The following is a 20,327-nucleotide window of genomic DNA, read 5'->3' as shown; positions in this document are numbered from 1 at the left end:
GCATGGCCAAGGAGCGTTCCATCCCCGCGCCGCTGACCAACCCCGAGACCGAGCCTTTCTGGGCCGCCGCGCGCGAGGGCCGCTTCCTGCTGCGCGCCTGCACCGCCTGCGGCAGGGCGCATTGGTATCCGCGCGCCGTCTGCCCCTTCTGCATGAGCGAGAAGACGGAATGGCGGGAGGCCTCGGGCCGCGGCGAGATCTACAGCGTCAGCGTCATGAAGCGCGCGCCCGAGGTCTACGCCGTCGCCTATGTCACGCTGGAGGAAGGCCCGACGATGATGACCAACATCGTCGATTGCGACTTCGATGCGCTGGCCATCGGCCAGGCGGTGGCGCTGACCTGGCGCCCGACCCAGGGCGACGGGCCGCCCTATCCACAGTTCAAGCCCGCCTGAGCGAAGGCGGGGCGGCGCGGCCGGCATCGCCTTGAAGCGCCCCCTGGAACCGTCGCTGCCCGATGCCCTGCCGCGGCTTCGCCGCGGCAGGCTGTGACGGCTCTCGGGACAGGAGGGACTCCATGGGGCCCCCGCGAAGCCGCGAAGCGGCTTCGCGGGGAACAGTCAGGCCGTGGCCGGCGCCTCCAGCCGGAAGCCCTCATAGCCCTTGGCCGCGACCTCGGCGCAGATGCCGCGATAGCGGGCCATGCCGCCGGCATAGGGCATGAAGACCCGTGGCTTGCCCGGCACATTGGCGCCGAGATACCAGGAATGCCCCGCCTGCGGCAGCAGCGTCGCGTTCGCCGCCTCGTTCACATGCGCCACCCAGCGCTCGACCGCCGCCGGCTCCGGCTCCATCCGGGCGATGCCCTGCTCGCGCAGATGCGCGATGCAGTCGGCGATCCACTCCGCATGCTGCTCGATGCAGACCGGCATGTTGCAGAGCACCGAGGGGCTGCCCGGGCCGGTGATGGTGAAGAGGTTGGGGAAGCCGTCCACCTGCAGGCCGAGATAGGTGCACGGCCCGGCCGCCCAGGCCTCGGCCAGCGGCAGCCCGTCGCGGCCGGTGATGTTCAGCCGCAGCAGCGGCCCGGTCATGGCGTCGAAGCCGGTGGCGAAGACGATGATGTCGAGCGCATGCTCGGTGCCGTCGCGCAACTGGATGCCCCGTGGCGTGATGCGCTCGATCGGGTTGGCGCGGACATCGACCAGCGCGACATTGTCGCGGTTGAAGGTCTCGAAATAATTGGTGTCGATCGGCGGCCGCTTCGCCGCATAGGGATGGTCGATATCGGCGAGCTTCGCCGCCGTCTCCGGATCCTGCACGATCTCGCGGATCTTGGCCTTGAGGAAGGCGGCCGCGGTGTCGTTCGCCGCCTTGTCCACCAGCAGGTCGCGGAAGGCGGCGCGGAATTGCAGCCCGCCCTTCTCCCAGGCGGCCTCGTAGATCGCCTGCCGCTCGGCCTCCGTCACGTCCCAGGCGGAGCGGTCGGCGATGATGAAGGGATGGCCGTTCGGCGTGGATTGCGTCGTCTCGCGGATCGACTGCCAATTCTCCCGCACCCAGGCCTTGAACTCGGCCGCGAGCGGGCCGTTGCGGGCCGGCACGCTGTAATTGGCGGTGCGCTGGAAGACGGTGAGGTGCTTCGCCTCGGCGGCGATCACCGGCACGGCCTGGATGCCTGTGGAGCCGGTGCCGATCTGCCCGACCCGGGCGCCGGTGAAGTCCACCCCCTCATGCGGCCATTGGCCGGTATGGTACCAGCGCCCCTGGAAGCTCTCGAGGCCGGGGATCTTCGGCACATTGGCGGTGGAGAGGCAGCCGACCGCGGTGATCAGCCAGGTCGCGGTCAGCCGCTCCCCGGTTGCCGTCTCGACCGCCCAGAGATTGGCCGCCGCGTCGTAGCGGCAGGCGGTGACGCGGGTGTCGAAGGCGATGTCGCGCTTCAGGTCCAGCCGGTCGGCGACCCAGTTCATGTAGCGCATGATCTCGGCCTGGCCGGGATAGCGCTCGCTCCATTCCCATTCCTTGTAGAGCGCCTCGGAGAAGGTGAAGCAGTAGGAATGGCTCTCGGAATCGCAACGGGCCCCGGGATAGCGGTTCCAGTACCAGGTGCCGCCAACGCCGCCGCCCTGCTCCAGCACCCGCACTTTCAGCCCCAGCCGGTCCCGCAGCAGGTGGAGCTGGTACATGCCGGAAAAGCCGGCGCCGATGACGATGGCATCGAATTCCGCCGCGCCGGCGCGCGGGGCGGGCTGCATCATGGTATCGGGCATGGGATCGTCGCCTCCGTCCGTTTGGGCGGAGGATAGCAGCCGCTGCCGGCGGGCGCAGCCCCGGACGGTCGCCCGACCTTGTCCCAGGGCGGCGATCGGGGGGCGGGCTACTGGATCGTGTAGCCCCCATCCACCACCAGGTCGTGACCCTGGATGAAATGCCCCTCGGCCGTCGCCAGGAAGGCGATCACCTCGGCGATCTCGCGCGGCTGGCCGAGCCGGCCGAGCGGCACCCGCCCGGCCATCTGCTCGGTCCGCCCCGGGATGCGGCCATAGCTCTCGATATTGTACTGGGTGGCGATCGGGCCGGGGCTGACGGAGTTTACCTCGATCCCGTCCTTCGACAGCTCATAGGCCATGTTGCGGGTGAGCTGGATCAGCGCCGCCTTCATGCTGCCGTAGAGGGCGTTGTCCTCGAAAGCGACGCGGCCCGCCTGGCTGGCGACATGGATGATCCGGCCGCCGCCCTGTCGCCGCATCGCCGGCAGCACCGCCTGGCTGGCGAAGAAGGCGGCCGCGAAGTTGACCGAGACCAGCGCCGTGACATCCTCCCGCGTGAAGCTGCCGAAGGGCTTGCGGCAGCGGATCGCGGCATTGTTCACCAGCACGTCCACCCGACCGAAGCGCTCGAGGGCCGCCGCGACCATGGCCTCCGCCGCCCCGGGCGCGGCGAGGTCGAGCATGGCGGTGGCGACCTCCGGCGCCCCGGCGCGATGGCAGGCCGCCTCGGCCTCGGCCAGCTCCGCCTCCGTCCCCTCGGCGACGAGGAACAGGCTCAACCCCTTCGCCGCCAGCGCCTCCGCGCTCTCCCGGCCGATGCCCCGCGAGGCACCGGTCAGCAGCGCCACCTTCCCGATCCCGGCCATGCCGCCCTCCCTTTCCGGAGATCGAGCATGCCATGCGGGCGCGGGCCTGCCACGGTCCCCTGCCGGGTCCGGGCCGGCCTTCCCATCCGCGCCGCGCCTGCCCACCATGCCGGCGGGACGGAACGGCGCGCGCCGCGCGATCATGGGGAGCCAGGATGCAGTTCGGATTGTTCGGCGGCGCCCGCACCGGGACAGGCGTTCGGTCAGGCCATGGGCCAGGCGCCGACCTTGCCGACAGCCAGGGCTATGAGAGCTTCATCGACTACGTGATGGAGGCCGATCGCCTCGGCTTCCGGCACATGTTCATGGTGGAGCACCACGCGACCGGCCAGGGCCAGGTCTCGGCCTCCATGACCCTGCTGGCCTATCTCGCCGCCCGGACCAGCCGGATTCGCCTCGGCACCGCCGTGGTGGTGCTGCCCTGGCACAATCCGGTGCTGATCGCCGAGCAGGCGGCGACCCTCGACCTGCTGAGCGGCGGGCGCTTCGATTTCGGCGTCGGCAAGGGCTACCGCCGCGCCGAGTTCGACGCCTTCTGCATCCCGATCGAGGAGGCGAGCGAGCGCTTCGACGAGGCCATGGCGGTGATCCGCAAGGCCTGGACCGCCGGCGGTCGCTTCAGCCATCACGGCCGGCGCTGGCATTTCGAGAACATGCTGGTGGAGCCCGCGCCGCAGCAGCGCCCGCATCCGCCACTCTGGCTCGCCGCCGGCAGCGGGGAGAGCATCCGCCGCGCGGCGCGCGAGGGCTATAACCTGCTGCTCGACCAGCTCGCCTCCATCGAGCAGATCGGCGAACGGATCGCGCTGATCCGTGCCGAATGCCGGCGGGCGGGACGCGCCTTCCGCCCCGAGATGATCGGCACTGCCCGGGCGCTGCAGATGATCCACGAGGAGGCGGAGCGCCCGGCCGCCTACGAGACCCGCCGGCGGGTGCTCGGCGTGATCGGCGACCTGGCGCGCGGGCCGCTCGCCCGCCGCGTCGAGGAGGATACCGCGCCGCTGCTCGGCCTGCCGGCGGAGATCATCGCCCGGCTGCGCCAGCTCGAGGCGGTCGGGGCGACGAATATCCTGCTCATCGACCCCGAGGCCTCGCCCGGGCGGCTCCGCGCCTTCGCCCGCGAGGTCATGCCGGCCTTCGCGGCCGGATCCGGCGCGCAGTGACGTTGCCGCATCAATGCTCGCCGTCGCCGGCGGCTTGGCGGTGTGACGCCCGTTCAGGCGCGCCGCCGGCTGCGAGCCAGACTTGATGGCAGGCCGGTAGAACCACCCGTTCCAGGAGGAGACAGCCATGCCCCGCCTCGCCACCCCGACCCGCGACGCGCTCGACCCGGCGCAGCAGGCGGTCTGGGACCGCATCGCCTCCGGCGCCCGGGGTGGCGTCGGCGGGCCCTTCACGGCGCTGATCAGCAGCGCCGAGCTCTGCGCCCGGGTCGAGCAGCTCGGCGTCTTCATCCGCTACGAGTGCAGCGTGCCGATGCGGCTGCGCGAGATCGCCATCCTCTGCGTCGGGCAGCACTGGAAGGCGGAGTACGAGTGGTACGCGCATGCGCCGATCGCGGCGAAGCAGGGCGTGCCGGAGGCGGTGATCGCGGCCATCGGCCGCGGCGCGGCCGAGATCCCCTTCGATGCCGAGCCCGACCACGTCGTGGTCGGCTTCGTGCGCGAGCTGTTGCGCAGCGGCCAGGTCGGCGATGAGATCTACCGGGCAGCGGTTGCGCTGCTCGGCGAGAAGAGCACGGTCGAGCTCACCGGGCTGGTCGGCTATTACAGCCTGCTGGCGATGCAGCTCAACGTCTTCCAGGTGCCGCCGCCGCCACCCTTCCGGGCGCCCTGGCGCTAGCCGCTTCTCACGACGCCACGGACCTCTCAGGCGAGCAGCGCCATGAGAGCGGTGAGGTCGGGCGCCGTGTCGAGCGCCCAGATCGCCGCGATCTGCGCCGCCGCACGCCCGGCGCAGCCGCCGAGCGCGGCATTCTCGTGGAATTTCGCCTCGAGCTCGGCATCGCTGAGCGGTCGTGCCTCGCTGCCGCGCGGCGTCAGCACCACCGCTTCCTCGCTGCGGCCATCGACGAGGCGCAGCGTGACGCGCGCCGCGCCGCGCGGCAGCGTCTCGTCCCGCACCGCGCGCACCCGCGCGCGGAAGGCGGCCAGCACCGGGTCCGCCACGGCCGCCGCCTCGAACTCGGCGACGCCGGCGCGCCCGCGCAGCAGGCCGAGCGCCGCGGCATGGTGGATGCTGACCCGGGCGTCGCGCGCGCTCCGCACCGGCCGGTCGCCGCGCGCCAGCAGCAGGGCGTCGCCGGCCACGGTGACGCTGTCGATCGCCTCCGGCGCCAGGCCGAGCCGGGCGCGCAGTTCCAGGCAGGCATCGATCACCGCATGGAAGACGATGCCGGCCGGATAAGGCTTGTAGGTGTTGCGCGCGATCTCCCAGCGCTCCCCGATCCCTGCCGTGATGGCGGCGAGGTCGGGCGCGTCGCCGGAGGCCCGGGCCCAGCCGAGCGGCCCCTCGATCGCTTGCGGCGCCGCCTGCCAGCCCTCGGCGGCGAAGAGCGCGGCGAGCACCCCGTGCCGCGCGGCGTTGCCGACGCCGAGATTCTTCGCCGCGGTCGGCAGGTTCTCCACCGTGCCCGCCGCCGCGCTGCTGGCGATGCCGATCGCCGACGCCGCCTGCGGCCAGCTCAGCCCGAGCAGCCTGGCGCAGGCCGCCGCCGCGCCGAAGGCGCCGCAGGTCGCGGTGATGTGCCAGCCCCGGTCGTAATGCCCCGGCGAGACCGCCAGGCCGATGCGGCAGGCCACCTCGCCGCCGAGCAGGATGGCGTGCAGCGCCTCGGCGCCGGAAAGGCCGCGCTGCTCGGCCAGCGCCAGGGCCGGGGGCGCGACCGGCGCGGCGGGGTGGATCACCGTGTCCAGATGCGTGTCGTCATAGTCGAGCAGGTTGCCGGCGACGGCGTTGACGAAGGCGGCGCCCATGACGTCGAGCCGCACACCCTGGCCGAAGACCGTCGCCTCGGCCCGGCCGCCGAGACCCTGCATCACCCGCAGCGCCGTCTTCACCGCCGGGTCCCGCGCCACGCCGAGGGCGCAGCCGAGATGGTTCAGCAGGGCGCGCTTCGCCTCGTGCCGCAGCCCGTCCGGGATCTCGGCCCAGCGGGAGGTGGCGACGAAGCTGCCGAGCGCCTCGGTGGCGGTGGGGTCGGGCATGCGCTGCGATCTCTGTCCTGGACCCGTCCGGCATAGACCATTGCCGGCTGGCCGCCATCCCTTTGCCCAGGCTCTTTGCCTCGGCGGGCGGGCATGGAATGAATGGGCGAGGGGAGGGACGAGGATGCCCATGCGACGACGCGGCCTGATCGCCGCGCTTGTGGCCATGCCAGGCCTGGCGGCGCCGGCCGTGACGGCGCGCCCCGAGGCCCCCTGGCCGTCCCGGCCGATCCGCCTCGTCATCCCCTTCCCGCCGGGTGGCACGACCGACATCCTGGCCCGCCTCATCGCCCCGCCGCTGTCCAACGCGCTCGGGCAGAATGTGGTGATCGAGAACCGCAGCGGCGGTGCCGGCGCGGTCGGCGTGGTGGAGACGCTGCGCTCGCCGCCCGACGGCCATACCATCGCCATCACCATCAGCACCCTCATCACCGCGGCGCTGCTGACGCGCCAGCCCTATCACCCGGTGCAGGATGTCGCGCCGATCCTGCACCTGGCGAATGTCGCCAACATCCTGGTGGTGAACAAGGCGCTGCCGGTGACGAGCGTCGGCGAGCTCATCGCCTATGCCAGGGCACATCCCGGCCGGCTCTCCTACGGCTCGCCCGGCATCGGCACCTCGGTGCATCTCTCGGGCGTGATGTTCGAGCAGGCAGCGGGCGTCGAGATGGTGCATGTGCCCTATCGCGGCGGCGGGCCGGCGCTTGCCGATCTGGTCGGCGGGCAGTTGCAGCTCATGTTCGGCAATGCCAGCTCGACCCTGCCTTTCGTCCGCGCCGGCGATGTCCGGCCGCTCGCTGTCACGGCCGCGCACCGGCAGGCCTATGCGCCCGGCCTGCCGACCATCGCCGAGGCGGCGATCCCCGGCTTCGAGGTCGCGGAATGGTATGCGGTGATCGGCCCGGCCGGCCTGTCGCCGGAGATCGCGGCGCGCCTCAACCGGGAGATCCTCGCCATCATCGGCACGCCGGAGGGGCGGGCGAAGCTGCTGGAGCTCGGCGCCGAGGTGGTCGGCGGCACGCCGGCAGAATTCGGCGCCTTCCTGCGCGCCGATCTCGAGCGCACCGAGGCAGTGATCCGGCGCGCCGGCATCAAGGCGGAGTAGGCGAGCATGGAGCGCGGGTTGCAGGGCAAGGTGGCGCTGGTCAGCGGCGCGAGCAAGGGCATTGGGCGTGCAATTGTCGAGCGCCTGGTGGGGGAGGGGATGCAGGTGCTCGGCGTCGCGCGCGGCGGCTGCACGGTGCCGGGCGCGATCGGTCTCACCGCCGATCTGCGCGACCCGGCGGCGCCGGCCGCCGTGGTGGCGCGGGCCGTCGCGGATTTCGGCCGGCTCGACCTGCTGGTGAACAGCGCCGGCGCGACGCAGCGCGGCGACTTCCTGGCGCTGGACGATGCCGCCTGGCAGGACAGCTTCGCCGGGAAATTCTTCGCCGCGGTCCGGCTCAGCCGCGCCGCCTGGCCGCATCTGCAGGCGGCGGCGGGCAGCGTGGTGCATATCGCCGGGGCGGGCGGCAAGATCGCCAGCGCCGATTTCACCATCGGCGGCTCGGTGAATGCGGCGCTGATGAACCTGACCAAGGCGCTGGCCGATCGCGGCGTGCGGGACGGCGTGCGGGTGAACTGCATCAATCCCGGAAGCATCCGCACCGACCGCCTGACCGGCCGCATCGCCACGGTGATGCGCGAGCAGGGGCTGGACGAGCCGGCCGCCGCCGCGGCGCTGGCCCGGGCCACCGGCGTCGCGCGCTTCGGCGAGCCGGAGGAGATCGCCGCGGCGGTCGCCTTCCTCGCCAGCGCCGAGGCCGGCTACATCCAGGGCGCCATCCTCGACGTGGATGGCGGCTGGATCCGCGCATTGTAAGGCCGCGCCACCGGCCTAGACCCGCGAGCTTGGACGGTAGAAGGGCTCGTGGCGCGAGGGGTCGATGTAGTCGGCATAGAAGCGTCGCGCATGCGGCAGCAGCGCCTTGGAGAGCTGGCGCCGCTCCACCTCGTCATCCGAGAGTGCTCGCGCCAGGTCGTCATGCAGCGCCTTCAGCGCGCCCTCGCGGTCGACGCGGGTGAAGGTGCCGTCCTTGTAGATTACCTCGCCGTCGCACATCACCGTGGTGACGGCGCTGGCCTTGGCGCGCTGGATGACGGCGTCGAGGGTCGGGGTCAGCTCGTCGAGGAAGGGGTAGGAGACGGCCTGCCAGTCGACCAGGGAGAGGTCGGCGCCCTTGCCCACTTCCAGCGTGCCGAGGGTCTCGCGATAGGGCGTGGTGCGGCTGCCGCCGATCGTCGCCATGCGGAGCACCTGCGCCATGCCGGGCACCTCGCTCTCCACCATGCCGGGCACGCGATGCGCCCGCAGCACCAGCCGCATCTCCTGCAGCATGTCGCGGTCGTCGTTGATGCCGGCCTCGTCCAGCCCGATGGCGGTGTTCACCCCCATCGCCTCGAAGCGGTTGAGGGCGGCGACGCCGGAGCGCAGGCGGAAATTGGAGGAGCAGTTGTGGCAGATGCAGGTGCCGCTCGCCGCCACCTTCTCGATGTCCCGCTCGTTCAGCCAGACGCCATGGCCGAGGGTGAGGTTCGGCCCGAGCATGCCGAAGCGCTCGATATAGTCGAGCGCCGTGCCGCCGCCGCGACGATGGGCGTATTCCTTCTGATAGGCGGTCTCGACCAGATGCATGTGCATCGGCACGTCATGGGTGCGGGAGAGATCGGCCAGCGCCGCCAGTGCGGCATCCGAGCACCAGTGCAGGTTGGCCGGGGCGAGCTGCACCTTCACGCGGCGCTTGTCGGCATGCCCGCGATGCAGGTTGCGGAACAGGTCGAGGCTTTCCTCCAGCCCCATGCGGAAGCGCTCGAACCAGCGCTGCATCGGGCCGCGCAGCTCCTGTGGCAGGCTGGCGACGAACTCCTCATCGGCCTGGTAGACGAGGCGGTTCTGGTCGCGCAGCGCGAAGCAGTAGGACACCCGCATGCCGATATCCTCATAGGCGCGGATGACCTCGTTCGAGCGCGCCTCCACCTCCGGCAGCGTCCCCGGCATCCAGCCATGGATGTGCTGCACGGTGGTGATGCCGGAGGCGATCATCTCGAAGGCGGAGTAGAGCGTGTCGAGATAGAGGTTCAGGTTGCGCGCCACCATGCGAGTGACGAACCAGAGCTCGAGCGGCATGTCGGGCGAGCCGAGCTGCACCGGCGTCAGCCCGACATGGTGGTGGCCGTTGACGAAGCCCGGCAGCAGGATCTCGCGCCCGCTGCCGATCACCGGCACGCCGGGATGCCGGGCCTGCAGATCGGCATAGGTGCCGATGGCGGTGATGATGCCGTCCTCCTGCAGCACCGCGCCGTCCGGGATCTCCTCCCACTCGGTGGCGGACAGGGTGCGGGTGATCATCGCGCGGCTGCGCACCAGGGACACGGCCATGCCGTTCTCCTCCTCGTTCTGATCAGATGGGTTGTGTTCGTCGGATGGCGGGCGGCGGGGCTCAGCCCGCCGCCAGGGCTTCCTGCTCGGCGAAGGCGCGGTCCACCTCGCTCCGCAGCTCCTCGGTCAGCAGGCGCCGCAGCGCCTCGCTCTCCGGAGCGAAGGGATCGCGCGGCCGCGGCAGGGTCACCGGGATGATGCTCTTGATGCGGCCGGGGCGGGCGGTGAAGATCACCACCCGGTCGGCCAGCGCCACCGCCTCGTCGATATGATGGGTGACGAAGAGCACCGAGGCGCCGCTGTCGCGCCAGACATCCAGCAGGAAATCCTGCATCTTCGCGCGGGTCTGGACGTCGAGCGCGGCGAAGGGCTCGTCCATCAGCAGCACCTTCGGCCGCATCGCCAGCGCCCGCGCCACCGCGACGCGCTGGCGCATGCCGCCCGAGAGCTCGTCGGGGCGCTTGTCCATGGCTTCCGAGAGGCCGACGCGGGCCAGCGCCTCGCGCGCCACCGCCCGCCGCTCCGCCTCCGGCGCGCCCTTGATGGAGAGGCCGAAGGAGACGTTCTGCCAGACCGTCAGCCAGGGAAAGAGCGAGGTTTCCTGGAAGATCAGCGAACGGTCGGGGGAGGGACCCTCGACCGGATCGCGGAAGGCCCAGATCCGCCCCGACGTCTGCCGCTCCAGCCCGGCGATCAGGTAGAGCAGGGTGGACTTGCCGCAGCCCGAGGGGCCGAGCAGGACGACGAACTCGCCCGGCGCGACGTCGAGATCGATGCCGCGCAGCGCCTCATGCGCCCGCGCCGTGCCCTCGGCCCAGGTCTTGCCGACGCCGCGGCAGACCACGGCATCCTGCGAGGACCAGTCGGCATAGCTGTCAGAGGCCACGCAGCACCCCCGCCGTTTCCGGCACCCAGTAGAGAACGCGCTTCTGCACCAGCCGCAGCAGCCAGTCCGAGAGGAAGCCGAGCAGGCCGATGAGCGCGATGGTGAAGAAGACCAGCGACGGGTTGAAGGTGTTGCGCGCCATCATGATGACCTGGCCGAGGCCGAAGCCGACGCCCGTGCTCTCGGCGACCAGCACCACCATCCAGGCGCCGAAGAGGTTGAGCCGCAGCACGATCAGCAACTGCGGCAGGATCGCCGGCACGATCACTCGCGCATAGATCTGCCGCTTGCTCGCGCCCATGGTGCGGGCGACGTTGATGAAGGCGCGGCTGACATTGTCGATCTGGCTGATGGTGGACAGCACCATGTGGAAAAACAGGGCGATGACGACCATGAAGATCGCTGGCGCGTTGCCGATCCCGAAGATGAAGATGGCGACCGGCAGCCAGGCGATGGGCGAGACCGGCGAGAGCAGGGTGATGGTCGGCAGCACCAGCTTCTCGAACAGGCCAAAATAGCGGATCAGCACGCCGATGGCGATCGAGAGGGTGGCGGCGATCAGCAGCCCGACCATCACCCTGAGACCGGTCGCGCCGATGGTCATCGCCACCGCCTCGTAGGGGGAGGGGCCGTCGGCCGGGTTGACGCCGATCTGCCAACGCGTCGCGGTGTTGAAGTAGCGCGCCTGGTCGGGGATGTTGCCGAGGAAGATGTGCGGCGGCGGCAGCAGCTTGGGATCGGCCCAGCCGATCGCCCAGAGCAGTTCCCAGATCCCCGCGAAGAGCCCGACCGAGAGCGCCGCCCAGCCGAACCGCGCCAGGCTGCGCCGCAGCCCCGGCGAGAGGCCAAGGCTCGCCAGCAGGGTCGCCGGGCGCGGCAGTGCCGCCATGCTTGCCATGGTGCTGCGCATGGCCTGCCTCAGGCGGATTTGAGCTTGAGCGAGGCGTAGAGCGCGGCGTTCTCGGCGATCACCTGCTCGAGCAGCGACCAGTCGATGGCATCGCGGCCCGGCTTGTTCTTGATGTAGCCCATCTCCACCAGGCTGTCGGTGCGCTGCAGGATGAAATCGGTCTGGCTGCGGGCGTCGACCACAGCGGGTTGCTTCTCCATCGCCAGCTGCGCATTCGGCATCGAGGTCTTGTAGTAGGTGCCGACCAGCTTCGGCAGCACCTCCTCCGGCTTCGCCTCGGCCATGGCCTGGGCCTTCATCATCGCCTTGATGACCGATTTCAGCGCCGCCGGATTCTCCTTGATCAGGCTGGCGCGGCAGGCGAGGACGCAATCGGTGTAGCCGGCGCCGTAGATGTCGCGGCCGTCGGAGAGGCGGACGGCGCCGGGCACGTCGTTCACCAGCGCCGTCGCATAGGGCTCGATGGTGCAGATCCAGTCGATGGCGCCGGCCTTGAAGGCCTCCACCGCCTCGGGCGTGTTGCCCATGTAGCGCACCGTCACGTCCTTGAAGCTGACGCCGTGCTTCTTCAGCCAGTCATAGGGCATGACCTCGAGCGTATCGAGCTGGAAGGTGCCGAGCGTCTTGCCCTTCAGCTTGGCGGCGCTGTCGAGGCCGGGGCGGGCGACGATGCTGCAGCCCTCGATGCCGCCGCCGGCGACGATCTTCACCGGCGCGCCGGCATTGAAGAGGGCGATGAAGGAGGTGTAGGGCATCAGGCCGAGATCGACTTGGCCCATGCCGAGGAAGGTCACCTGCTCGGCGAAGGTCGGCGTGTTGACGAACTGGATCTCGAGCCCGTCCGCCTTCGCCAGCTGCAGCGCATGGGCGAGGAAGAGGTTGAGGTTGCAGAAGCCGGTGCCGTGCGTCGATTTCAGGCTGCCCTTGGCCTGGGCATGCGCCGGGCCGCCGAAGCCGGCGATGGTCAGCACGCTGGCCGCCGTCGCCTGCAGCACGCCGCGGCGGCGCATCGCCGCGCCGTCCTGGCCCATGCAGGCTTGGCCTATGCGGTCCTGGCCTCTGTGGTCCTGGGCGCGGCCGATGGCGGCATAGTCGGGAAGGATCGAAGTTCCGTATCGGTCACACATCGCTGGTCCCCTCCAGGGTCGGGCGATGCGGTCGGCCCGTCCCTCCTGTTCCGGATGACGCTGGCACGCCGACCGAAGCTGCCGCTGGTGCGGCGCTGCGCTGCACGGGCGATTAGCAAGCGGCATGCCAATGAAGGAGGCTGCGGCGAAGGGACTTTCGCGCCGCAGCTGCAAGCGCCGCGGGCAGTCAATGCCGAAAGCGATGGCAGCGTGACGGGACGGGTGACGTCAGGGACCGCGTCGCCCGAGGCGTGTCGCTGGCGTCAGGGCGCGTCCGCGAGATGCACGGACCAGGCGGGCGGCGCCTCGTCCCCGTCCAGCATGGCGCTGCGCGCCTGCCGCGCCGCATCGACCGCTTCCAGCGCCCCCGCGGTCAACGCCAGCACGCAGGCGGCACGCTGCTCGACGCGATTGGCGAGGCCCGGATCGCGCGGCAGGACCAAGCGCCGCGCAAAGGCGGTCCAGAGCGTGCCGTCGCGGCGGCGAATAGCAATGGTCTGCCACAGCGCCTCGTCCTCGCGTTCCTGCCGGCGTTCGATTCGGCTGGCCACGTCCCGGCCCGGCGCGGCGATGGGATGCGGCACGGTCCCTGCGTCACCGCCATCCGGGTCGGGCAGCCTGGCCTGGGTCATGGCCTCTTCTCCTCCTTTGCCGCTCCTCCCGGCGGTCTGGACCATCCGGGGGGTGCTGGAGCGTTTCTGAATGGCAATCATGGCCATGCCGGGGCGGAGGCAGGACCGGAGGGCGGCAGATCGGGAGTTGCTTGACCGGGGCCGTGATAACCAGGGGTTGGGTCTTCTGGATGGCGGATGCCGGCTCATCCAGCATTCCGCTCTGCAACATCACAAAAAGGTGATTTCAAGCGTACCAGAACGCGAAAAAGATCTTAAATAAGAGACCAAATCGGTAATGCCCTGCTCAAAGGCGTGGGTGCAAAACCCGGATCGTGCCTCCCTTGGCTGGCCGCTGCCGTTTGCGTCCGGCCTGTCGGTCGGATGAGACGAAACGCGTAAATCTACCAAAAGTTGTGGTACGTGCGACAACTCTTCGGCTTTCGGGAGGCGCCCTGGGACATGGTGGCGCAAACCAAAAGAGAGAATATCTTGCTTCTTATCTTGCCTTGAACGAGGGTGGCGCCGGTTAGCGTCCCGAAGCGAACCAGCCAGGTTCGACTGGGCGCGGCACATCAGACAACGGGGCGCTCATGTCGGAAACCACGTTTGCAGGTCGGGGCGCGTCCCCTGCCGCCAGGCTTCTGCGGCACCATCGCGTCACCCGGCAGGCCGGCCTTCAGGCCAGCATCAAGCGGGCCATCGACATCCTCGGCGCCGGCGCGATCCTGCTGCTGATCCTGCCGCTGATGGCCGTGATCATCCTGGCGATCCGCTGCGACGGCGGCCCGGCGCTCTTCAGCCATCCCCGGATCGGGTTCGGGGGCCGAAGCTTTGGCTGCCTGAAGTTCCGCTCCATGGTGACCAATGCCGATGAGCGGCTGGCGAAGCTGCTGGCCGAGGATCCGGCCGCGGCGGCGGAATGGGCGGTGCGGCGCAAGCTCGCCCGGGATCCGCGCATCACCCGCATCGGTGCCTTCCTGCGCAGCACCAGCCTCGACGAACTGCCGCAGCTCCTCAACGTGCTGCGCGGCGAGATGAGCCTCGTCGGCCCCCGCCCGGTCGTGCAGCAGGAGCTCGACCTGCATTACAGCCCGGCGGCGGCTGAGGCCTACTGCGCCATGCGCCCCGGCATCACCGGGCTCTGGCAGGTGAGCGGCCGCAGCGACACGACCTATGTCGAGCGGGTCGCGCTCGACACCCGCTACGCCCGGGATTGGTCGCTCAACCTCGATCTCCGCATCCTGCTCCGCACCCTCCCCGCCGTGCTGCAGCGCCGCGGCGCGATCTGACCGCGGGCACGGCCCGTCCCGGCTGCGCCCCTCAGGCCCCTTCTCCCGCCCCCCGTCCGTCCACCCTTCCGCCCTCGGGCCGGCCTCATGCCGCCGGCCCGCCACGGGCGCCCGTCCGCCGAAAAGAGGCACCGCATGACGCTCGCCATCGGGACGCTCCCACAGAAGGCCGCGCCGGCCCGGCGCCCGCCCGAATCGCCGCTGCCCCGGACGATCAGCGGGGAGGGGCCGGCCACCCATCCCTTCGTCACCATCGTGGTGCCGACCCTGAACGAGGCCGGCTACATCGAATCCTGCCTCGCCAGCCTGGTGAGGCAGTGGCCGGCTGCCGCCTGCGAGATCCTGGTGATCGATGGCGGCAGCCGGGACGCGACGCTGGCCCTGGTCGAGGCCTTCGCCAGCCGCCATCCCGTCCCCGACCATCCGAGCATCCGGACACTGCCGAATCCGCAGAGGATCCAGTCCGCCGCCGTCAACCTCGCCGCCCGCCTGGCCTCGCCGCGCTCGACCATCCTGATCCGCGCCGATGCGCATGCCAGCTATCCAAGCGGCTTCGTGCGCCGTTGCGTCGCCGACCTGCTGCGCACCGGGGCGACCTCGGTCGTGGTACCGATGCGCAACGAGGCGCAGCAGGGCCATGGGCTGCAACGCGCCATCGCCACGGCGCAGTCGAGCCGGCTCGGCAATGGCGGCTCAGCGCATCGCGCCCGGCCGCGCTCCGGCTTCGTCGATCACGGCCACCACGCTGCCTTCGACCGTCACTTCTTCCTCTCGATCGGCGGCTATGACGAGAGCTTCACCCATAATGAGGATGCCGAGCTGGACCACCGGGCGCAGCGCGCCGGCGGCCGGGTCTGGATGTGCGCCGAGGAGGCGGTCACCTACTACCCGCGCAAGGATCTCCCCGCCCTTGCCCGGCAGTATTACCGGCACGGGGCGGGGCGGGCGCGCACCCTGCTGAAGCACCGGCTGCGGCCGCGGCCGCGGCAGATGGCGCCGGTGATGGCGCTGGGCGGCAGCCTCGCCGGCCTCCTCGGCACCGCCATCGAGCCGATGCTCGGCCTCGCCGCCGCCGCCTATCCCGCCGCCTGCCTCGGCTGGGGGGCGCTGCAGGCGGCGCGGGCGCGGGATGCCTGGCTGCTCGCCGCCGGGCCTGCCCTGCTCACCATGCATCTGAGCTGGGCGACCGGCTTCCTGCGGAGCGCGGCGCGGCGCGGCGGGCCGGGAGCGCCGATCATCGTGCCCGCCGCGCCGAATCGCGCCGCGGCGGTCGAGGCGTCGGCCAGCGCCCCGGCGCCGACGCCGGCGCGGGTCAGCGAGGGCTATCCGATCGGCTAGACCATGATCCGTTCGCTCCGATGCACGGACCATGGTCCAGGCCGTTGTTTGATCGCGTGAGTCACGCTTTTCGGTGCTTCACCTCAAGCGACCATGCTGGACAGATCCCGGACCAAGGACCGCTGCCCGAGCGTGGCAGCGGTGCCGCCACGCGCGGAAACTTCGGAAATGCTGCACCGCATGGTTGAATTCACGCAGTAGTGACGATAGCTTGAGCCTTGTAGTTTTCACGTTTCAGCGAAACCGCCGCGGAGCCCGCATCCCATCCTTCGGCGCCAGCCCCCGGGGTCCCGCTTCCGGCCCCCGACGGACCGCCGGGGAGGCCGCTCGTCCCGCGCCGGCACCCGGCTGGCCCGCAGCCAGGCCCGGCGCAGGCACGAGGACGGCGGTGCGCCCGGCGCTCGATAAGGACACCGGATGTCAGCCTCGGATATTGCCCGGCCCCTCTCGCGGCGCGTCCTGCTTCGCGCCGGCGCCACGACCGCGGTTCTGGCGAGCACGGGCTGCAACAGCTTCCTCCCGAGCAGCGGGCCGCGCATCAATGGGATCGTCGGGCCGGCGACGGAGCGGGCGGGCGATCCCGGCCCGGACTCCGACCCCACTCTGCACTATGCGCTGCTGACCCTCGATCCCGGCGTCGTCGCCGCGGCCGAGCCGGACGGGCCGGGCAAGCTCTTCAGCGTCGGGCTGCAGGCCCATGGCGCCGCCGAGGTACGCTTCGGCGTCGGCGACATCCTGGCCATCACCATCTTCGAAACCCAGTCCGGCGGCCTCTTCATCCCGGCCGATGCCGGCACGCGGCCGGGCAATTTCATCACCCTGCCGCAGCAGCAGGTGGGCCGCACCGGCCTGGTCACGATTCCCTTCGCCGGCACGGTGCCGGCGCTCGGCCGCACGGCGGGGGAGCTGGAGCGGGCGATCGCCGGCCGGCTCCGCCAGCGCGCGCTGGAGCCGCAGGTGATCGTCTCCCTCGTCGAGCGGCGCTCGGCCAGCGTCTCGGTCGTCGGCGATGTCGACCAGTCGCTGCGCTTCTCGCTCGATCCCGGCGGCGAGCGGCTGCTCGGCGCCATCGCGCGCGCCGGCGGCACCCGCTTCGCGCCGCACGAGACGCTGGTGACGCTGCAGCGCGGCGGCGTCTCGGAATCGGCGATCATGGCCGAGATCGTCGATAACCCGCGGCTGAACCTGCAACTCGCGCCGGACGACACCATCATCGTCTCGCGCCAGCAGCGCTACTTCCTCGCGCTCGGCGCGGTGGGCCAGAGCGCCAGCATCACCCAGCTCAACCGGCGCTTCCCCTTCGAGGACCGCCGCCTCAGCCTGGCCGATGCCGTGGCGCGGGCCGGCGGCCTGCAGGACGACCGGGCGAATCCGAGCGCCGTCTTCCTCTTCCGCTTCGAGCGCCGGCCGGCGCTCGAGCGCATGGGCATCGCCACGGCGCGCTTCCAAGGGGAGGAGGTCCCGACGGTCTACCGGGCCGACCTGCTCAACCCCGCCTCGATGTTCCTGGCCCAGCGCTTCCAGATGCGGCACAATGACCTCATCTTCGTCTCCAACGCGCCGAGCACCGACCTGCTGAAATTCCTGCAGGTGCTGCTGCCCATCGCGCAGACCGGCTACTTCGCGGCAGGCATGCGCTAGGCCCGGCACCCGGTCCCGGCGGCCCTTGCGCAACTGCTGCAAGGCGTCGGGACCGCCGCTGGCGGGAGCGGGCGGGGACCGGAGCAAAGCGGCAGAATGGAACGGTTTCGCACCTGTCGCCTCACCCTGCGCTTTCGTGATTGAGTATTGTACACAAGCGTGCGATGCTCGCGCCTTGTCTGCGAGGCTGCCGTCGGGCGAGACCCGCGCGGCGCAACGAATGAATCGGCCGAGCCTCGTCGGCCCCGGTCGCAAGCCTTAACCGGAGGCGTCATGTCCAGCCCCTGGCGCGTAGGCGATCGCTCCAGCCTCCTGTGGTCCACCCCTTCCGAGGCCTCCGGCGGTCCGGTTGCCATGTCTGCCCTGATGATTGCCTTCGCTGCGATGGCCGGCCTGCTCGCCCTGTTTTTCGCCGTGCCGATCGCCGGCACGCTCGAAACCTCGGAGATGATCGGCCTGCCCATCCTCTGGGGCGGCCTCGCCCTGGCCGCGCCGACCCTGCTCGGCGCCGGCGTGCTGCACCGCGCCCGGCTGCGGGAGAAGACCCTGCAGCGCGAGAAGGCGGCGCTCGAGGAACGGCTGCAGACCGTCGCCGACCTCTCGCACGCCTTCGAGCTCAGCGCCGTCATGCTGCGCGACGCCGACGGCACCATCCGCCACTGGTCGGCGGGCTGCGAGCGGCTCTTCGGCTTCACCGCCGCCGAGGCGATCGGCCAGCGCGCCCATGAACTGCTCGGCACCCGCTTCCCCGATGGCGGGCGGCGGGCGGCGCAGGACAGCCTGCTCGGCAGCGGCGAATGGCAAGGCGAGCTGCGGCACCGCCGCCGCGGCGGCCTGCCCGTGGTCGTCGCGGCGCATTGGATCCTGCGCCATGGCACCAATGCCGGCGCGGTGGTCGAGGTGCATGCCGATGCGACCGAGCTGAAGGCGACCGAGGCGGCGCTCAGGGCTGGCGAGGCGCGGCTGCGCCTGGCCCAGGAAGTGGCCGGCATCGGCACCTGGGAATGGGACCCCGAGGCCGACCGCTTCCTCTGGTCGCCCGAGCATTCCACCCTTTTCGGCGGCGCCGCGGCGGCGATGCCGGTGACGCTCGAGGGCTTCCTCGGCCTGGTGCATCCGGACGACCGCGCCGCGGTCCGCGCCGGCGCCTGGCGGGCGCTCGAGAGCGGCGAGTACGAGGCCGAGTTCCGCATCATCCGGCCCGGGCGCGACGGCGGCGACGAGATGCGCTGGCTGCTCGGCCGCGGCCGGCGGATGCCGGGCCCGGCCGGCCGCGTCGGCCCGATCCTTGGCGTCCATATGGACTTCACCGCCCGCAAGGAGGCGGAGGAGCGGCAATCCCTGCTGATGCGCGAGGTCGACCACCGGGCCAAGAACGCCCTCGCCGTGGTGCAGGCGGTGCTGCGGCTGACCAAGGCCGACAATGCGCAGGAGTTCGGCCGCGCCATCGAGGGGCGCGTCGCCGCCCTGGCCCGGGCGCAGACCCTGCTCACCGAGAGCCGCTGGATGGGCGCCGATCTCAACGCCATGCTGCGCGGCGAGCTCGATCCCTTCCTCGGCAATGCCGGCAGCACAAGGGTGATCCTCGACGGCCCGCCGCTGACCGTCTCGCCCATGGCGGCGCAGCCGCTCTCGATAACGCTGCACGAGCTCGCCACCAATGCGGCGAAATACGGCAGCCTCTCGGCGCCGGGCGGCACGCTCGAGCTCCGCTGGAGCGCCGATCCGGCGCATGACCGGCTGCGGCTGCGCTGGGCCGAATCCGGCGGCCCGCCGCTTGCCGGCCCGCCCCGCGGGCGCGGCTTCGGCTCGCGGGTCATTCGGACCACCATCCATGATCAGCTTGGCGGCGAGGTGTCCTTCGAGTGGCAACCGACCGGTCTCGTTTGTCTTATGGAACTGCCGCTTGGTCGCGTCGTGACCCGGGCGGAGAGCGGACGCCGCGCCTGAAGGGCCTGCCATGGCGATGATTTTGATCCTCGACGACCGTGCGACGAACCGGAGCATCTATGCCCGGCTGGCGACGGTGATCGAGGACGGCGTGTCGGTCGAGGTGTTCGGCGATCCGCTCGATGCCCTGGAATGGCTCGAGGGCAACCGCATCGACCTGGTGATCACCGATTTCAAGATGCCCGGCATGGACGGCGCCGAGTTCACCCGCCGCCTGCGCGCCCTGCCGGGCAAGTCCTCGGTGCCGGTGCTGGTGGTGACCGCGCATGACGATCGCGGCTTTCGCGTCCGCGCGCTCGATGCCGGCGCGACCGATTTCCTGCAGAGTCCGATCGACCATTTCGAGCTGGTGACGCGGGCGCGCAACCTGCTGGCGCTCGGCCGGCGCGAGCCGGCGGCGGGCTATCCGCCGGGCCTCGCCGAGTCGCCGCCGGCGCCGCCCCTGCCGCCCGGCTCCGACCTGCTGCAGGCGCAGGGCGCCGAGAATCTCGTCCGCATCCTCGACAACCTGCCCGCGCAGGTGAGCGCCATCGACCGCGACGGCCGGTGCATCTACGCCAATGCGGCGATGGCCGCGGCGCTCGGCGCCCGCCCGACCGAGCTGATGGGGGTGCGGGCCGCGACGCTCTTCGGGCCGCGGCGGGCCGAGCGCAGCCGCGCCGCGGATCTCGCGGTGCTGGCGACCGGCGCCTCGCTGCCGCCCTATCGCGAGGAGGGCGCCGACGGCCAGCTGCTGACCACCAAGGCGCCGCTCCGTGATCCGAGCGGCGAGATCATGGCGGTCATCACCACCTCGATTCCGCTGGGGCCGGAGCCGGAACGGTGAGCCCGCCCGCCGCGTCGCGCGCCCCGATTCTCGGCCGGGCACG

The 20,327-nt window shown here is 71.2% G+C and carries 18 protein-coding genes; 10 read left to right on the top strand and 8 right to left on the bottom strand.

Annotated elements, in window-relative coordinates; all coding sequences use genetic code 11:
• The first annotated feature begins 2 nt into the window (after positions 1-2).
• Positions 3-395 carry a Zn-ribbon domain-containing OB-fold protein gene (locus tag HJG45_RS26190; RefSeq protein ID WP_171616648.1) on the top strand — a complete coding sequence of 131 codons (393 nt, stop codon included), beginning with the start codon at positions 3-5 and terminating at the stop codon, positions 393-395.
• A gap of 165 nt (positions 396-560) precedes the next feature.
• On the opposite strand, the gene HJG45_RS26185 is transcribed toward HJG45_RS26190, so the two are convergent.
• On the bottom strand, positions 561-2,213 hold the full coding sequence (locus HJG45_RS26185; protein WP_254452800.1) for an NAD(P)/FAD-dependent oxidoreductase: 1,653 nt from the start codon (positions 2,211-2,213) through the stop codon (positions 561-563).
• Between the two features lie 107 nt (positions 2,214-2,320).
• Positions 2,321-3,079, bottom strand: coding sequence for an SDR family NAD(P)-dependent oxidoreductase (locus tag HJG45_RS26180; RefSeq protein ID WP_171616646.1), 759 nt, complete (start codon positions 3,077-3,079; stop codon positions 2,321-2,323).
• Positions 3,080-3,234: 155 nt separating this feature from the next.
• Here HJG45_RS26180 and HJG45_RS26175 point away from each other — a divergent pair, with 155 nt between their 5' ends.
• Positions 3,235-4,242, top strand: coding sequence for an LLM class flavin-dependent oxidoreductase (locus HJG45_RS26175; RefSeq protein ID WP_171616644.1), 1,008 nt, complete (start codon positions 3,235-3,237; stop codon positions 4,240-4,242).
• Between the two features lie 127 nt (positions 4,243-4,369).
• The gene (locus tag HJG45_RS26170; protein WP_171616642.1) at positions 4,370-4,921 is read left to right on the top strand and encodes a carboxymuconolactone decarboxylase family protein; all 552 of its coding nucleotides are present in this window, start codon (positions 4,370-4,372) and stop codon (positions 4,919-4,921) included.
• 26 nt (positions 4,922-4,947) lie between these two features.
• Here the strand turns inward: HJG45_RS26170 and HJG45_RS26165 are convergent, their stop codons facing one another.
• Positions 4,948-6,285 carry an MmgE/PrpD family protein gene (locus tag HJG45_RS26165; protein ID WP_171616640.1) on the bottom strand — a complete coding sequence of 446 codons (1,338 nt, stop codon included), beginning with the start codon at positions 6,283-6,285 and terminating at the stop codon, positions 4,948-4,950.
• 130 nt (positions 6,286-6,415) lie between these two features.
• Between HJG45_RS26165 and HJG45_RS26160 the strand changes: the two genes are divergently transcribed.
• On the top strand, positions 6,416-7,390 hold the full coding sequence (locus HJG45_RS26160; protein ID WP_171616638.1) for a tripartite tricarboxylate transporter substrate binding protein: 975 nt from the start codon (positions 6,416-6,418) through the stop codon (positions 7,388-7,390).
• Positions 7,391-7,396: 6 nt separating this feature from the next.
• Complete coding sequence (locus HJG45_RS26155; protein WP_171616636.1) at positions 7,397-8,146, top strand: SDR family oxidoreductase; 750 nt, start codon at positions 7,397-7,399, stop codon at positions 8,144-8,146.
• A gap of 15 nt (positions 8,147-8,161) precedes the next feature.
• Here HJG45_RS26155 and HJG45_RS26150 read toward each other — a convergent pair whose 3' ends face one another.
• The 5 genes from HJG45_RS26150 to HJG45_RS26130 form a co-directional block, all read right to left on the bottom strand.
• Entirely contained in the window at positions 8,162-9,703 is a 1,542-nt protein-coding gene (locus HJG45_RS26150; RefSeq protein ID WP_171616634.1) for an amidohydrolase family protein, read from the bottom strand.
• 61 nt (positions 9,704-9,764) lie between these two features.
• The gene (locus HJG45_RS26145) at positions 9,765-10,589 is read right to left on the bottom strand and encodes an ATP-binding cassette domain-containing protein (protein ID WP_171616632.1); all 825 of its coding nucleotides are present in this window, start codon (positions 10,587-10,589) and stop codon (positions 9,765-9,767) included.
• Positions 10,579-11,499 carry an ABC transporter permease gene (locus tag HJG45_RS26140; protein WP_171616630.1) on the bottom strand — a complete coding sequence of 307 codons (921 nt, stop codon included), beginning with the start codon at positions 11,497-11,499 and terminating at the stop codon, positions 10,579-10,581. The genes HJG45_RS26145 and HJG45_RS26140 overlap by 11 nt, the downstream gene beginning before the upstream one ends.
• Before the next feature lie 8 nt (positions 11,500-11,507).
• Positions 11,508-12,530 (bottom strand): ABC transporter substrate-binding protein, encoded by a 1,023-nt coding sequence (locus tag HJG45_RS26135; RefSeq protein ID WP_171616628.1) that lies wholly within the window; start codon positions 12,528-12,530, stop codon positions 11,508-11,510.
• 359 nt (positions 12,531-12,889) lie between these two features.
• On the bottom strand, positions 12,890-13,258 hold the full coding sequence (locus HJG45_RS26130; RefSeq protein ID WP_171616626.1) for a hypothetical protein: 369 nt from the start codon (positions 13,256-13,258) through the stop codon (positions 12,890-12,892).
• 572 nt (positions 13,259-13,830) lie between these two features.
• Between HJG45_RS26130 and HJG45_RS26125 the strand changes: the two genes are divergently transcribed.
• The 5 genes from HJG45_RS26125 to HJG45_RS26105 all read left to right on the top strand — a co-directional run bounded on the left by HJG45_RS26125 (position 13,831) and on the right by HJG45_RS26105 (position 20,284).
• Positions 13,831-14,529 carry a sugar transferase gene (locus HJG45_RS26125; RefSeq protein ID WP_171616624.1) on the top strand — a complete coding sequence of 233 codons (699 nt, stop codon included), beginning with the start codon at positions 13,831-13,833 and terminating at the stop codon, positions 14,527-14,529.
• Positions 14,530-14,664: 135 nt separating this feature from the next.
• Positions 14,665-15,867 carry a glycosyltransferase family 2 protein gene (locus tag HJG45_RS26120; RefSeq protein ID WP_217363044.1) on the top strand — a complete coding sequence of 401 codons (1,203 nt, stop codon included), beginning with the start codon at positions 14,665-14,667 and terminating at the stop codon, positions 15,865-15,867.
• Between the two features lie 417 nt (positions 15,868-16,284).
• Positions 16,285-17,508 (top strand): polysaccharide biosynthesis/export family protein, encoded by a 1,224-nt coding sequence (locus HJG45_RS26115; protein WP_171616622.1) that lies wholly within the window; start codon positions 16,285-16,287, stop codon positions 17,506-17,508.
• Positions 17,509-17,862: 354 nt separating this feature from the next.
• A complete protein-coding gene (locus tag HJG45_RS26110) occupies positions 17,863-19,458 on the top strand; it encodes a sensor histidine kinase (protein WP_171616620.1) in 1,596 nt (531 codons plus the stop codon).
• A gap of 10 nt (positions 19,459-19,468) precedes the next feature.
• Complete coding sequence (locus tag HJG45_RS26105) at positions 19,469-20,284, top strand: response regulator (protein ID WP_171616618.1); 816 nt, start codon at positions 19,469-19,471, stop codon at positions 20,282-20,284.
• Positions 20,285-20,327: the final 43 nt, after the last annotated feature.

Origin of the sequence: Roseicella sp. DB1501, assembly GCF_013112485.1 — a bacterium.
Lineage (GTDB): Bacteria > Pseudomonadota > Alphaproteobacteria > Acetobacterales > Acetobacteraceae > Paracraurococcus.
Note: the sequence above shows the minus strand (reverse complement) of the source record. Positions and strands in the feature narration are given on the sequence as shown.